Below are 14037 nucleotides of genomic sequence, written 5' to 3' on the forward strand. Positions count from 1 at the left end.
GTGGCATTCCCCGACACCCCGCTCGACTCCCGCTTCGAACTGTTCGTCGGCGGGGTGTGGATACCGGTGCGCACCTACGAGCGGGACGGGATCGAGGTGGAGACCGGCCGCCGGGACATGGCCTCCCAGACCGACCCCGGCCGTCTGTCGATCACCATCGACAACCGGAGCGGCGTCTACAGCCCCCGCAACCCCCTGTCGCCGTACTACGGCCAGATCGGACGCAATACCCGCTGTCGCCTGTCGGTGCCCGGCACCGTCTCCTACCTGGTGCTGGACGGTAACCCGGCGAACTACGCCTCCACCCCGGACCACACCAGCCTGGACATCCTCGGCGACATCGACGTGCGGTGGGAGGGCGAGGCCGACTGGTACCGCTCCGAGGCGCAGATGCTCATCGGCAAATGGGCGGACGGGCAGCGGTCGTGGAGCATGCGCCTCCAGGACGGCTCCCTGTTCTTCCTGACCAGCCCCGACGGCACGAACACCAAGTTCGTGTCGTGGACGCTGCCTGCCCTGCCCAGGCGGGCAGCGTTGCGCGCCACCCTGGACGCCGACAACGGGGCCGGCGGGTGGACCATGACCCTGTACTGGGCACAGTCGCTGACCGGCCCGTGGACCCAGTTCGGCACCTTCACCGGCGCGGGGGCGACGACCGTCTTCAACAGCACGTCGCCGGTCACCATCGCCCCGGACCAGTCGTTCACCGACCCGCAGCGCCACCCGATGGACGGCCGCGTCTACAAGGCCGAAGTCCGCAACGGCATCAACGGGACCGTCGTCGCCAGCCCGGACTTCACCGCGCAGGCCGCAGGCACTACCTCGTTCGCCGACTCCGCGGGCCGCACCTGGACCCTGTCCGGCACCGCCACCATCCGCGACCGCGCCGACCTCATCGTCGGCGAGGTGCCCGAGTGGCCGCAGCACTGGCAGCCCGACGACTTGGACGCCTGGGTGCCCATCGAGGGCGCCGGCATCCTGCGCCGCATGGGCCAGGGCAAGAAAGCCCTGGACTCGTCCCTGCGCCGCCGCATCCCGAGCTTCGCGCCGCTGGCGTACTGGCCGATGGAGGAAGGCAAGAACGCCACCCGGGCCTACAGCCCGATCGCCGGAGTCCCACCGCTCACCCTGACCCGCGCCGACTGGGCCGCAGCCGACAGCCTGGACAGCAGCAACCCGCTGCCGCAGCTCGCCTCAGCCAGCGGTGATCTGCCCATGATGATGGGCCGCGTCCCCGCCCCCACGGCGCCCCTGACCTCATGGAGCGTGCAGTGGGTGTACCGGCTCGACCAGGGCAACAGCACCCGCAGGACGTTCCTGCGGATCCTGTCCACGGGCACGCTCGCCGAGTGGTACATCCAGTCCGACATCAACGGCACCACCGTGCTCGGCAAGGACTCCGACGGCACCACGGTGATCACCCACAACATCGGTACCGGCCTGGACTTGTTCGGGCAGTGGGTGCGGGTGAGGGTCGCCGCCACACAGAACGGCGGCACCGTCGACTGGACCATTACTTGGACCGACGTCGGCGGCGACAACGGCAACTACTCGAACAGCTTCACGGGCACGGTCGGCCGCCCCACCGGCGTGGCATCACCCCCGGACGGCTACTCCTCCGACCTGGACGGCATGGCCATCGGGCACATCTCGGCCTGGCCGTCGGACAACACGACCGCCTACCTCCGGGCCATCGACGCCTGGACCGGGGAGACGGCCTGGGATCGCGTGCGCCGCCTGGCCACCGAAGAGAACGTTCCCCTGGCCAGCATCCCCGGCACGGAAACCACCCAGCAGGTCGGGCCACAGGCCCCGGACACGCTGCTGAACCTGCTGCAGGCCGCAGCCGACGCCGACGGCGCTCTGCTGCTCGAAGACCGCACCCGCCCGGGCCTCGTCTTCCGGGAGCGCTCCAGCCTGTACAACCAGACCCCCAAGCTGACCCTGTCCTACAGCGCCGCCCCGGGACTGGCCGCGCCGCTGGTGCCCGTCGACGACGACACCGCCGTGCGCAACGACCGGACCGTTGTGCGCGACGGCGGCAGCGAGGCCCGCGCGGTCCTCGAGGACGGGCCGCTGTCGGTCCAGGACCCGCCGGACGGCATCGGCATCTACGACGACTCGGTCACCCTGTCCCTGCACGACGACGCGCAGGCCGAGCCGATCGCCTACTGGCGACTGCATTTGGGCACGCTCGACGGGCCCCGCTACCCCACCGTGCGGGTCCTGCTGCACAAGGCGCCGAACCTCATCCCACAGGTCCTGGCGCTCGGCGAGGGCGACCTGATCCGCATCACCGGCCTGCCCGCATACGCGGGCTTCGGTGACGTCGACCTGCTTGTGGAGGGCATCCGCCACGAGATGGGCCTGCAGCGCTGGGAGGTGACGTTCAACTGCTCGCCCGCCGAGCCGTGGAACGTCGGCATCACCGACGACCCGGTGTACGGCAAGGCCGACACCGACGGCAGCGAGCTGGCCACCGCAGCCACGTCGACCGCCACCGCCCTCAACGTCCTGACCACCGAAGGCCTGGTGTGGACGACGGACGGGGCAGAGCTGCCGTTCGACATCAAGGCCGGCGGGGAGGTGATGACCGTCACCGGCATCTCGTCGTGGCTGCGGGACACCTTCACCCGCACCGTGTCGAACGGGTGGGGCACCCCGGACGCGGGCTCGGCCTGGAGCACCGTGGGAGGCGGCGCCGCCTCCGACTACTCCGTCGGCTCCGGCTACGGCGTACAGACCCTGACGTCCGTGGGGGTGTCCAGGCGGACCGCGGTGGCCGCGGTCCATCCCGACTGCGACATCACGTGCGACGTCACCACGTCGGCGCTGGCTACGGGCGATTCCCTGTTCGGTGCGCCGACCGCGCGCATGCTGGACGGCTCCAACATGTACCTGGCCAGGCTGGAGTTCGCGACGTCGGGGTCGATCTTCCTGAACGTCCGGAAGATTGTCGCGGACGTGCAGACGTCGCTTGGTTCGTACACGCTGCCCTTCACCCACGTTGCGGGCACGTTCGTCCGCGTCCGCTTCCAAGTCCAGGGCAGCGTCCTGCGGGCCAAGGCCTGGCGGGCCACGGACGCGGAGCCTGGCGCGTGGCACATCGAGGCCACCGACACAGCGCTCACTGCCGCCAACCAGATCGGCACGCGCAGCATCTCCGGCGCCGGCAACACCAACACCAACCCGCAGATCCGCTACGACAACTTCAGCGTGATCAACCCGCAGAAGTTCACCGTGACCCGCTCCGTGAACGGCGTCGTGAAGGCGCAGAGCGCGGGCGCCGACGTGCGGCTCGCCCACCCGGCCATCGTCGCCCTCTAGGAGTCCGCCATGTCTCAGTACCCCGTCATCCAGCCAGGGACGACAGTCACCTCTGGGCTGCTGATGTCGATGCTGCCAGTGGAGGTTTCCAAGTCCAGCGCGACATCGCGGGCGTCGACCATCACGCTCGCCGACGACCCCGACCTGCAGTTCCAGCTCGCCGCGAACGCTACCTACTTCATCGAATTCTTCATCCGCTACGCGGCGGTCAGTCCGGGCAAATTCCGCATGGATTTCGGCACCTTGCCCGCCGGCGCGTCGGGCAACTACGCGATCGACGCCCTCGACCAGGTGGTCACCGGCGGGACGGGCGACACCCGCATGGGCGTGCACAACCCCACCACGCCGATCGTCCTCGGCGACCGGGCCTCCGGGTCGAACCAATGTCTCGCCCAGGCCAGCGTGTACATCACCACGTCGTCGACGCCGGGAACGCTGGCGCTGCGATGGGCGCAGGAAACTAGCTCCGCGACAGCCACGGTGGTGTCGGCCGGCTCCTACGCCCGGCTCAAGCGCACCGCCTGACCTGACCCGCCCCTGCCGCCCCGAGCCTGTTGGCCGGGGCGTTTCCCATGTCTGGAGGCTCCATGGCCGACCCCCTGTCCGCTGCCGAGTTCATCGCCAAGCTGCGCGCCGAGGGCGTGAAGGTTGTCGAGGTCGGCAACTGGCGTACCCACAACCGCAACAGCAAGGGCGCCTGGGGCCCGGTGCACGGGGTGATGATCCACCACACCGTCACGTCCGGCACCGCGGCCACGGTGAAGATCTGCCGCGATGGATACGCGGCCCTGCCTGGTCCGCTGTGCCATGGCGTCATCGCGAAGGACGGCACCGTGCATCTCGTCGGCTACGGCCGGGCGAACCATGCGGGCCTGGGTGACGACGACGTCCTGAAGGCCGTCATCAACGAGACCGCGCTACCCGCGGACAGCGAGGCGAACACCGACGGCAACGCCCGCTTCTACGGCTTCGAGTGCGAGAACCTCGGCGACGGCAAGGACCCGTGGCCCGAGGCGCAACTCCTCGCCGTCGAGCGGGTGTCGGCCGCGATCTGCCGCCACCACAAGTGGTCGGAGCGCTCGGTCATCGGCCACCTGGAGTGGCAGCCCGGGAAGGTGGACCCCAGAGGATTCACCATGGCCTCGATGCGGGGGCGCATTGCGACGCGGCTCGGGATCAAGCCCCAACCCGCACCGCTGCCGCAGCCTTCCAAGCCCGTGGTCGACCTGTCGCGGCTGGTCGCCGCAGCCAAGTCCGACCCGGCCAGGTCGGGCACGCCCGTCACGTACTCCGGCGTAAAGACCGTCGAGGTCGCCCTCGTCGACGCCGGGCTGCTCGCCAAGGCGTACAGCGACGGCCACTTCGGCAGGGCCACCGTCGAGGCCTACGCGAAGTGGCAGCGCCACCTCGGCTACTCGGGCACCGCCGCAGACGGCATCCCCGGCAAGACCTCCCTCGTCAGGCTCGGCGCGAAGTACGGCTTCGCGGTCGTGGCGTGATGGGGCACGACCGCGGCACCCCGCCGTCCGACTGGCCGGGCCTCGAGATGGTCGACATGACCAAGCTGACCGACGACATCTACTTCGGCTGGCTCGCCAAGGAGACCAATCCGACGTTCTGGCACTGGTGCAAGGCACTCGAGGGAGTCCCCGAGGACAAGAAGGTGCACGACGGCTGCTGGGTGGCCGCAGGCACCAGCGCACACACCCTCGTCTCCCGCGAGCCGCTGCACCTCGAACCCTCGCTGCTGTGGCGCTGCTGCGGGCTGCACGGGTGGGTGCGTGACGGCCAATGGATCAACGCATGAACGCCCCTGCTCACAGAACGGAATCGCTATGAAGATCTCGAAGATGTGGAAGGCGGTTGTCGGCGGACTGGCCGCAGGCTCCGCCGCCGCGGCCACCGCTGTGCAGGACAACGTCCTCACGACCGGCGAGGAGGTCACCATCGCCCTCGCCATCCTCGGCGCGTGGGGCGTCACGTGGGCCGTCCCCAACCGGCAGGCGGTCACCCCTCCGCGCGACGTGTAGGGAGCCACCTTGGACGCCACCACCCTGGGCGCACTCCTCGCGCTCGCTGGGGTGCTGTCCGGTTCGGTGGTGGCGTACCTCGGCAAGCGGGGCGAGAACGCGACCACCCGCATGAACTCGGAAATCGACCAAATCCAGGAAGAGCGGGACGGGCTCCGCAAGGAACTCGGCGAGCGAGACACCCGGATCACCGCGCTGCTCGAGCAGCGGGTGGCCGATCAGGTGGAGATCGCCCGACTCCGCGTCAAAGTCATCGAATTGGGAGGCGATCCGTGACCCGTACAGAACGGGCACTCGCCGGTAATTGGCGGTGGATCGCCGTCTTCTGCTGGCTGACCGCACTGTCCGGCGCGGGCGTCATCGGCTGGTCCTGGTACAGCCAACTGGCCGACGAGGCAGACAAGCGCGGCACCGCCGTGTCCACGCTCGCTGGAGACGTGCGGGTCCTGCGCGCGCAGGTCCAGGCCGCGGGCGAGACACCGAAGGCACCCGACCCGAGCAAGGCCGTCGAAGACCTCGACGACCGCAGCCGCGTCCCCGTCCCCATCCCCGGACCGCCCGGACCGAAGGGTGATCCCGGCAAGGACGCCCCCACCATCACCCCGTCGCCCGGCACGTCCGGGGCGCCCGGCCGGGACGGCACGGACTCCACAGTGCCCGGCCCGGCGGGACCGGCCGGCCCGCCGGGGGCAGACTCCACCGTCCCTGGTCCGAGCGGTCCACCGGGCCAGGATGGGAGCGACGGCGCCGACGGCCGCGACGGCCAGACATGCCCGGACGGCTACTCCATGCAGGCCCCGTCCTACGACCCGGACGCGCTGGTGTGCCGCCGCGACGGCGCCCCCGACCCCGAGCCCGGCAACGGCGGCGGCTTGCTCTCCGCAGGCCTCGACCCCACCCGCCGCCAATACCCCTGAACACGCATGCCCCCTCTCGCCTTCGGGCGGGAGGGGGCATTTCGTCATGCCCGGGGGTACGCAGATTGTGCGTACCCTTTTTCGTGGTGCCACGAAAAAGCCTGGTCACGGCAAGGGGTACTCATATTGTGGGTACCCCTACGGCTGGTCGGCGTCGTCTCGGGCCGCGACGAACGAGCCGAGGCCACGCACGGTGTAGATGGCACCCTCATCGCGCAGGTTCGCCAGCACCTTCTGCGCGGTGTCGACCGCGACACCGGTCTCAGCGACGAGCTGCTGCACCGAGGGGACACGAGATCGCGGTGGGTAGGTGCCGTCAGCGATCCGTTGCCGGATGACGTCGGCGATCTGCTCCCACTTCGGTCGGTCCTCTGCCCACTCGTCGATCATGAGTGCACCGTAGGCACGCACCCTGGCCGCCCGCGATCGGTAGAAGTTGGCTGCAATGGGGGGTGCACTACCCCCTACTACGGGTAGTTTTCGGAAACACAGAACCCCCGCGGCCGTGACGGGCCCGGGGGCGTGGACGACGCTTCGAGGGAGCACCGCCATGACGGATCGTACCGACACCGCCCCGGCATGGGGGAAGGCCGCACTGCCACTGCCGAGCGTGGACGCCCTGAGTGAGGAGCAGCTCCGCGGCGCCGCCTGCGTATGGTGCAAGACGCCCCTCACCGCAGAGACCGCCGTCAACCTCGGCGAGCGACGCGTAAGGATCCGGAGCAGCCACACCACCGCCTTCCCGCGCGGCTGCCGCCGCCACGCCGGCGAGGCCGCGTACCGCGCTCTCCTCGACCACGCCCCGTCGTGCGAGCAGTGCGTCGACAACGCCGACCGCTGCGACACCAACACAGCGCTGCGGCACCTCATCCGGGAGGGACGCCGATGATGATCTGCGGACGCTGCGACAAGCCCATCAGGGACGGCGAGAAGTACACCACCCACGACATCCAATCGGCCTCGGGCGGCGGCATCACCGTCTACCGGCACGTCGCCCTGTGCAAGCCGGTACCGACCCAGACCGTCCAGGTGACGCCACGCCACTGAAGACCCCGGCCCGCCCGACTCCGGTCAGGTGAGCCGGGCAGGGCGGCCGCGACGGCGAGCGACACAGCGGCCGCCCTGCGCCCCTCGAGACCCCCCGCCCGCCCCCATACCCCGTGAGCTCCAGGGGGATGGGCGGGGCCAGGCCCCGGCCGGACCGGAATCCCGGCCGGGGCCGCTCCATGCCCGGGCATTGCGCGCCTCAAGGTGTGCGCGGGACAATGGAAGTGCCCAGTTCAGGGCCCACTCAGAAGCCCCCAGTTGCGTGAGCGGTGCGTGAGCGGGAGTCCCAAAGTGGGCCGGAATTACCGGAGTAGGCCGGAGCGCTAGAGCCCATCGACCAGGTGAAACACAGACCGGTCGGAGCCTCCCGGAGTGGGTCAGAGTAAAATCCCAGGACTTTTAATCCATTGGTTGTGGGTTCGAGTCCCACAGGGTCTACCGAGAAGCCCCAGCTCAGAGCGCATCTGAGCTGGGGCTTCGGTGTGTTTCGAGGGTTTGGAGATCATGAGCTCGCCCGATGCTCGCCCGAAGTCCAGACGATCAAGACATGGAGCGGCCCCGGCCGGGATTCCGGTCCGGCCGGGGCCTGCTGGCTGGGGTCATGCGCGGGCGGAGACGATCAGCGTCCCGATGTGACCCGGCTTCGGAGCGTCGAGGACCTCGGCCTGGGCGGTAGAGAACCCGGCCCGGAGGAGATGCCGCTCCCACACCTGGGGCTTGTAGCTGTACCGGTAGGTGAACATGGCTTTCCCCGCGAACCCGCCCTTGTACATGCCCTGCGGCCCGTAGGCGCCGGGGATGGCCGGCGAATGCCGCGCTGCTCGTGCCGGCCGATCCCTGCCGACGTGCTGTGATGAGCCTCACCGCAAACATGAGGCACCCCTCGAGTACGCTGGGCCCGAACATGAGGGCCCCCTCCGGATGGTCTCCGTAGCTAGGCACCCGTTTGATCCGGAGGTGCCGGATCGCAGTTCACGGACATTGCTCGAAGTCCACGCCCCTGGCCCTTACTCGGCAAATTCGCATACCCCACGAGGTTCAACCATGCCTGAGATGACTCCGCCGCACTCCCGACGTGCATTTCTTTCCACCTCGGCCGCCGCGACGGCCGCAGTGGCCGCAGGATCCTTCAGCCTGTTCCCCGCCCGGCCGGCTGCAGCGGCCGAAAAGGGAGCCGGCCTCCATCCGGCAGCGGGCGGGAGTATCCGCAACTTCCGTATCCATGTCCCCGAGAGGGATCTGGTCGATCTCCGCCGGCGCATCGTGTCCACGCGCTGGCCCGAGCACGAGACCGTCCCCGATCACTCGCAGGGCGTGCCGCTCACGACGACCCAGGAGCTCGCGCGCTACTGGGCGTCGGAGTACGACTGGCGCAAGGTCGAGACGAGGCTGAACGCCCTGCCGCAGTTCATCACCGAGATCGACGGGCTGGACATCCACTTCATCCACGTCCGCTCGAAGCACGAGAACGCCCTGCCGCTCATCGTCACCCACGGATGGCCCGGCTCGGTCATCGAGCAACTGAAGATCATCGAACCGCTCACCAACCCCACCGCACACGGCGGCAAGGCATCGGACGCCTTCCACGTGGTGATCCCGTCGCTGCCCGGCTACGGGTTCTCCGGCAAGCCGACCACGACCGGCTGGGGCCTCGACCGCATCGCCGGTGCCTGGATAGAGCTGATGAAGCGCCTCGGCTACACCAAGTACGCGGCGCAGGGCGGCGACTGGGGTGCGGTCATCGTGGATCTCATGGGCATCCAGGCTCCCTCGGGGCTTCTCGGCATCCACACCAACCTGCCCGGCGCGGTTCCGCCCGACATCGCCAAGGCGCTCGCGACCGGCAACCCGGTGCCCTCCGACCTCTCGGACGAGGAGAAGCACGCGTGTGAGCAGCTGGGCTCCCTGTTCAAGCTGCACGTCGCCTACGCCCGCATCATGGGGACGCGCCCGCAGACGCTGACCGGGCTGACGGATTCACCCGTCGGTCTGGCGGCCTTCATGCTCGACCATGACGCGCGCAGTCTGGAGCTGATCTCCCGGGCCTTCGCCGGACACCACGAAGGTCTGACCCGGGACGATGTCCTCGACAACATCACGCTCTACTGGCTGACGAACACGGCGGTTTCCGCCTCTCGTCTCTACTGGGAGAACAAGCTCAACGTCGTCGCTGCCAAGGGCGTTACCGTCCCGGTCGCCGTGAGCGTCTTCCCCGACGAGATCTACCAGGCTCCCAAGAGCTGGGCCGAGAAGGCGTACCCCAACCTCATCCACTACAACAAGCTCGAAAAGGGCGGGCACTTCGCGGCCTGGGAACAGCCGCATCTCTTTGCGGAAGAGCTCCGCGCGGGCTTCCGGCCCCTTCGCTGACCACCTGCGCCCGAGGGCGGCAACCCGCCCTCGGGCGCACCAGCCCACCCCAACACCCCCCACGGCGGAGCGATTCAACGCTCCCCACACGAAAAGGCACAACCATCATGTTCGGCAAACTCGGAGCACCCGAGATCCTGCTCATCCTCGTCGTCATCGTCCTGCTCTTCGGCGCCAAGCGCCTGCCCGACATGGCGCGCTCGCTCGGGCAGTCCATGCGCATCCTCAAGAGCGAGACCAAGGCCATGCGCGACCGCGACGACGAGACCACCGCCCAAGGCCCCTCCCCCGCGCAGGCCGACTCCGCCGGCCAGATCGCTCCGGCGCGCGGGCCACAGGAGACCACCGCCACGGCCCATTTCCAGGACGCCTTCGCCCCGCGCTGATGCCCAGCGGCGCCTGCGAGGAAGGAACCGAGGTCTGCTCGTGCTCACAGCCATATCCCAGGCCCCCGAGGCCGCACGCCAGGCTCCCCAGGGGCACATGACCCTTGCGGACCACCTCCGCGAACTGCGCAGCCGCCTGGTGAAGGCGATCGGCGCGGTCATCGTGACGACTATTGTCGCGGGGCTGTTCTACAAGCAGCTCATCGACATCGTCATCGCGCCCCTGCCGGGCTGCACCACCCTGGAGGGAGGGAGCCCGGCCAGCTCCGGACGATGCGGCGTCATCGCCACCAACGGCCTGCTCTCGCCTGTCACTCTCGCTCTGAAGGTGTCGCTGACCGCCGGCCTCATCGGCGCGAGCCCCGTCTGGCTCTACCAGCTGTGGAGGTTTCTCGCCCCAGGCCTGCGCCGCAGTGAGAAGAAGTACACTCTCGCCTTCCTCGCCACCGGCATCCCGCTCTTCCTGACCGGGGCAGCGTTCGCCTACGCCGTCCTGCCCACGACAGCACGGGTGCTGATCTCCTTCACCCCCGGCCAGGCCACCAACATCCTGCCCGTCGACGACTTCCTCGACCTGGCCACCCGCATGGTCGTGGTCTTCGGACTGTCCTTCGAACTCCCCCTCCTCCTCATCATGCTCAACCTGGCCGGTGTCCTCAGCGCCCGGCGGATGTCGGGCTGGTGGCGGTACATGCTCATCGGCATCACGGTGTTCGCCGCCATCGCCACACCCAGCAGCGACCCGCTCAGCATGCTCGCACTCGCCGGACCCATCACCGCGCTGTATCTGGCCGCATGCGCCATCTCCTGGCTCAACGACCGCCGCCGCGCACGCAAGAGCACGGCGACCCTCAGCCCCGACGAGCCGTCGCCGCTTCCCGCCCTCCATGAGCCAGACCACAGCCGCCCAGCCGGTTCCCGCTCGTGAACCGCAACTGCCCAGGAGGCCACACATGTTCTTCGACATGGGCCCACTCGAAGTACTCACCATCTTGGTGATCGCGATCGTCGTCCTCGGCCCGGAGAAACTCCCCAAGGCGATCTCCGAGACATCCGCTCTCGTCCGCAAGATCCGAGCCTTCTCCGACAGCGCCCAAGCCGACATCCGCAGAGAACTCGGCCCCGAATACTCCGACCTCCAACTCGGCGACCTCCACCCACGAGCACTGGCCCGACAAGCACTCTCCAGAGCCGAGGACGAGACGGGCCTGCGCGAGATCACGGAATCCCTCAGCCTCAACGGGCAGGCCGACGAGGGAGACAGCCGTCCCCGCCCGATGCCCGCGAAGCACAGGAGTCTGCGCTGAGCGAGAAGTTCCCGATCCGGGTTCTACGAATGCGATATCGCCCATGCCATGGATGGGCGGCACAACTCCCCCGGCTGCCCGACCACGGCACGCCCCAGCAAGGGAAGAACATCAAAGGTTCAGTCGCCCTCGTCACCCGGGCCAACTGCGGCATCGACCGTGCGTCCGCCCGCGCACTTATCGAGCACGGCGCGGCCAAGGGGCAGGCGTCCGCGACCCGGCAACAGTGCTGCGGCACCGGCCCCGCGGTATGCCCCTATTGCCCGGTGACCTCACCTGCCGCGGCGGTCATGTCTCCTCGCGGCACTCGCGGCATTCCTCTTCGGGGCGCTCAAAAGTGGTGAAGGGTCTGGGGAACTGCTGGGGGGCCAGCGGGGGCTCGGGCAGCTCGTGGGCGCCCTCGGCGCGGAAGGCGTCGAGCATCAGGTGAAGGTAGCGGCGCCAGGCGGTGGGGGCGATGGCACGTGTGCCCTGGATGATCCCGGCCTGGGACCAGACCACGAAGGCGATGTCTTCCGGGATGACATCGGCGCGGAGGACACCCTGCTCCTGGGCGTTACGGAAGATCTGAACAACCAGTTCTTTCGCGCGCTCGAACATTTCCCTGCCGAGCGTGGGGAGGGGCGACCGGCCCGAGACCAGGTCGTTGAAGGCTCGGTCACCGGCCTGCAGCTCACAGAGCTTTTCCAGGTAGCGGCAGAACCCCTCCCAGGCGTCGTCCATGGCTGCGGCCTCTTCGACGGCGCCGAGCAGCTCCGTGAACTTCGCGGTGAACAGCTCTTCGACCAGGTCGAGCCGACTGGGGAAGTGCCGGTAGACCGTTCCGATCGCGACGCCGGCCTCGCGGGCGACGCCCTCCAGGGAAGCGTCCAGACCCTGCTCGGCGAAGGCCTTGCGAGCGGCGGCCACGATCGCGTCCCTGTTGCGCTGCGCGTCACGGCGCAGCGGTTTGGCCGGCGCCTGAGGCGCGGACAGGACGTGTCGGTCGCTCACGCGCCCAGCGTAACATGAGGGGACCCTCGAATTCGCGGGTGTGGCCTTGCTCACGGCGCGGACCGCAACGTGCTGCAAAGCCGGGCGACCGGCCTCGGGCTGCACGGTGGCTCCCGGAACCGGCCCACCAGGCCGTTGGCCTTTGAGCGGCTGGTGGCGCGGGGCTGGCTGGCCGAGGACCGGCCGGGACTGTTGCCAACGCCGCGGAGAACGTCAAGACGGCCGCCGGACCGGCGGTTGCAGCCTGTGGAGCGCCGGTAGGACCAGGACTCGTCCCCGCACAGCGCCACGAAGCAGGAAGCCACGGAATCCCTGCCGCAGACCGTGCCGCGTAGCGGCACAGCACTCGGTAAGGACGGCCAGAATCACCACCCTTCAGGGCGGTGGGCATGTCAAAGGCTCAGCACGATGGCACTGCCGATGCCGCCGAGGAAGAGGGCGACGGCCGCTTCCACCCAGCCGCCCTGCCCCCAGCGGAACCAGCGGTCCAGGGCGAGTCGCCCGGGGCCGATGGCAGCGACGGCGAGGGCGACGATGGCGATGGAGACGTTGTACTCCACACCGCCTTCGGTCCCCCACAGGCCGTGCTCGCCGGTGACGGTCACCATGGCGTTGATCATCACGCCGATCATGGCGGCGGCCGCCAGGGGGGTGAACAGCCCGACCGCCAGCCCCAGCCCTCCGAGGAACTCGGAGAGGCTGCCGATGACGGCGAAGACCATTCCGGGGCGGTAGCCCAGGGCGGCGAAACCGTCGGCGGTGTCGGACAGACCGGAGCCGCCGAAGATCCCGAAGAGCTTCTGGGCGCCGTGGCCGGCCAGGATCAGGCCGAAGGTGAGCCTGAGAAGGAGCAGACCGCAGTCGCCCGCGGAGATCGTCGGCGACCCCGCGGGCTCGGGCGAGGCGCGCAACTGCGCAGCGGTGAGTTTCATCGGGAGCTCTCTTCTTGCCTGAGGCTCCCCAGGCGGTGCCGGCCGACCACCCAAGGAACCGGCACGATCGGATCGCGATCGGACGGGGGGATCACCGGGGCGGCTTCACCCAGCCGCAGGCTTCAATGTTACGTACGCCACACGTGCGCTGCGATGGGACCGCTGTTGCGGCTGTTCAGGGTGTTCCCAGGGTCCTCGCGCAGTCGCGCCGGGCGTGGTCGCTGAGCAGCGGGCGGAAGCGGGTGAACAGCGCCAGGAGGTCGGGGCCCCACCGGGCTCGCCACTGAGGGTTCTCGTCGACGAGGTCCAGTTCGTTGGCGGCGGTGAGTTCGGCGAAGTCGCGGCGCTGCTGGAGGGGCGGCGCCCACGTGCGGCCGGTGAAACGGTCGTGGAAGGCCGGGGCCGGGTCCGCCAGGGTCGGATACGAGGCCGTCCGGTCGCAGCTCGCGTAGAAGTGGACCTGGGCCTCGGCCTCGGCACCGATGACGGCGGTCAGCTCGGCCCGGCGGTCGGTCGGCAGGAGGGCGGTGGCGAAGCCGTCGGTGCCGTAGAACGCGTGGCACAGCCCGGCGAGTTGGAGCGCGGGGCGGGCCTCCCAGCGGGTCAGCCGGTCCCGTACGCGGATGAGGTGGGCCAGCAGGGTGCCGCCCGGGTGGTCGATGTCCTGCGCGCCGAGCCGGCGCAGCAGGGCAAGGGCTTCCGCGGCGGTCGGTGCCGGTGCGTCCACG

At 69.4% G+C, this 14037-nt stretch carries 17 protein-coding genes and 1 pseudogene; 13 read left to right on the plus strand and 5 right to left on the minus strand.

Annotated elements, in window-relative coordinates:
- The 7 genes from C4B68_RS21370 to C4B68_RS21400 all read left to right on the plus strand — a co-directional run bounded on the left by C4B68_RS21370 (position 1) and on the right by C4B68_RS21400 (position 6274).
- Positions 1 to 3327, plus strand: coding sequence for a hypothetical protein (locus C4B68_RS21370; protein WP_099506052.1), 3327 nt, complete (start codon positions 1 to 3; stop codon positions 3325 to 3327).
- A gap of 9 nt (positions 3328 to 3336) precedes the next feature.
- Entirely contained in the window at positions 3337 to 3852 is a 516-nt protein-coding gene (locus C4B68_RS21375; RefSeq protein ID WP_099506051.1) for a hypothetical protein, read from the plus strand.
- 62 nt (positions 3853 to 3914) lie between these two features.
- Positions 3915 to 4826, plus strand: a complete 912-nt coding sequence (locus tag C4B68_RS21380; RefSeq protein WP_099506050.1) for an N-acetylmuramoyl-L-alanine amidase — start codon at positions 3915 to 3917, stop codon at positions 4824 to 4826.
- The gene (locus C4B68_RS21385) at positions 4826 to 5134 is read left to right on the plus strand and encodes a hypothetical protein (RefSeq protein WP_099506049.1); all 309 of its coding nucleotides are present in this window, start codon (positions 4826 to 4828) and stop codon (positions 5132 to 5134) included. The genes C4B68_RS21380 and C4B68_RS21385 overlap by 1 nt, the downstream gene beginning before the upstream one ends.
- Before the next feature lie 28 nt (positions 5135 to 5162).
- On the plus strand, positions 5163 to 5357 hold the full coding sequence (locus C4B68_RS21390; RefSeq protein ID WP_099506048.1) for a hypothetical protein: 195 nt from the start codon (positions 5163 to 5165) through the stop codon (positions 5355 to 5357).
- A gap of 9 nt (positions 5358 to 5366) precedes the next feature.
- The gene (locus C4B68_RS21395) at positions 5367 to 5633 is read left to right on the plus strand and encodes a hypothetical protein (protein ID WP_099506047.1); all 267 of its coding nucleotides are present in this window, start codon (positions 5367 to 5369) and stop codon (positions 5631 to 5633) included.
- A complete protein-coding gene (locus C4B68_RS21400; RefSeq protein ID WP_099506046.1) occupies positions 5630 to 6274 on the plus strand; it encodes a hypothetical protein in 645 nt (214 codons plus the stop codon). The genes C4B68_RS21395 and C4B68_RS21400 overlap by 4 nt, the downstream gene beginning before the upstream one ends.
- Positions 6275 to 6412: 138 nt before the next feature.
- Here the strand turns inward: C4B68_RS21400 and C4B68_RS21405 are convergent, their stop codons facing one another.
- A complete protein-coding gene (locus tag C4B68_RS21405) occupies positions 6413 to 6664 on the minus strand; it encodes a GntR family transcriptional regulator (protein ID WP_099506045.1) in 252 nt (83 codons plus the stop codon).
- A gap of 160 nt (positions 6665 to 6824) precedes the next feature.
- Between C4B68_RS21405 and C4B68_RS21410 the strand changes: the two genes are divergently transcribed.
- A complete protein-coding gene (locus C4B68_RS21410; protein WP_099506044.1) occupies positions 6825 to 7163 on the plus strand; it encodes a hypothetical protein in 339 nt (112 codons plus the stop codon).
- Entirely contained in the window at positions 7160 to 7321 is a 162-nt protein-coding gene (locus C4B68_RS42020; protein ID WP_167459134.1) for a hypothetical protein, read from the plus strand. The genes C4B68_RS21410 and C4B68_RS42020 overlap by 4 nt, the downstream gene beginning before the upstream one ends.
- Positions 7322 to 7920: 599 nt before the next feature.
- On the opposite strand, the pseudogene C4B68_RS21415 reads toward C4B68_RS42020, so the two are convergent.
- Positions 7921 to 8127 (minus strand): annotated as a pseudogene (locus C4B68_RS21415) (SAM-dependent methyltransferase); the annotation flags it as partial.
- A 238-nt stretch (positions 8128 to 8365) separates the two neighbouring features.
- Between C4B68_RS21415 and C4B68_RS21420 the strand changes: the two are divergent.
- From C4B68_RS21420 to C4B68_RS21435, 4 genes are all read left to right on the plus strand, one after another.
- Positions 8366 to 9691 carry an epoxide hydrolase family protein gene (locus C4B68_RS21420; RefSeq protein ID WP_206337085.1) on the plus strand — a complete coding sequence of 442 codons (1326 nt, stop codon included), beginning with the start codon at positions 8366 to 8368 and terminating at the stop codon, positions 9689 to 9691.
- A 107-nt stretch (positions 9692 to 9798) separates the two neighbouring features.
- Entirely contained in the window at positions 9799 to 10077 is a 279-nt protein-coding gene (tatA, locus tag C4B68_RS21425) for a Sec-independent protein translocase subunit TatA (protein ID WP_099506043.1), read from the plus strand.
- Between the two features lie 97 nt (positions 10078 to 10174).
- Entirely contained in the window at positions 10175 to 11005 is an 831-nt protein-coding gene (tatC, locus tag C4B68_RS21430; protein WP_099506076.1) for a twin-arginine translocase subunit TatC, read from the plus strand.
- A 25-nt stretch (positions 11006 to 11030) separates the two neighbouring features.
- Positions 11031 to 11384 carry a twin-arginine translocase TatA/TatE family subunit gene (locus C4B68_RS21435; RefSeq protein WP_099506042.1) on the plus strand — a complete coding sequence of 118 codons (354 nt, stop codon included), beginning with the start codon at positions 11031 to 11033 and terminating at the stop codon, positions 11382 to 11384.
- A gap of 288 nt (positions 11385 to 11672) precedes the next feature.
- On the opposite strand, the gene C4B68_RS21445 is transcribed toward C4B68_RS21435, so the two are convergent.
- The 3 genes from C4B68_RS21445 to C4B68_RS21460 form a co-directional block, all read right to left on the minus strand.
- A complete protein-coding gene (locus tag C4B68_RS21445) occupies positions 11673 to 12377 on the minus strand; it encodes a TetR/AcrR family transcriptional regulator (protein WP_206337086.1) in 705 nt (234 codons plus the stop codon).
- Positions 12378 to 12769: 392 nt separating this feature from the next.
- Positions 12770 to 13309, minus strand: a complete 540-nt coding sequence (locus C4B68_RS21455) for a DoxX family protein (RefSeq protein ID WP_099506040.1) — start codon at positions 13307 to 13309, stop codon at positions 12770 to 12772.
- Between the two features lie 175 nt (positions 13310 to 13484).
- Entirely contained in the window at positions 13485 to 14036 is a 552-nt protein-coding gene (locus C4B68_RS21460) for a DUF6817 domain-containing protein (protein ID WP_099506039.1), read from the minus strand.
- Position 14037: the final 1 nt, after the last annotated feature.

This window comes from Streptomyces dengpaensis, from assembly GCF_002946835.1.
Lineage (GTDB): Bacteria > Actinomycetota > Actinomycetes > Streptomycetales > Streptomycetaceae > Streptomyces > Streptomyces dengpaensis.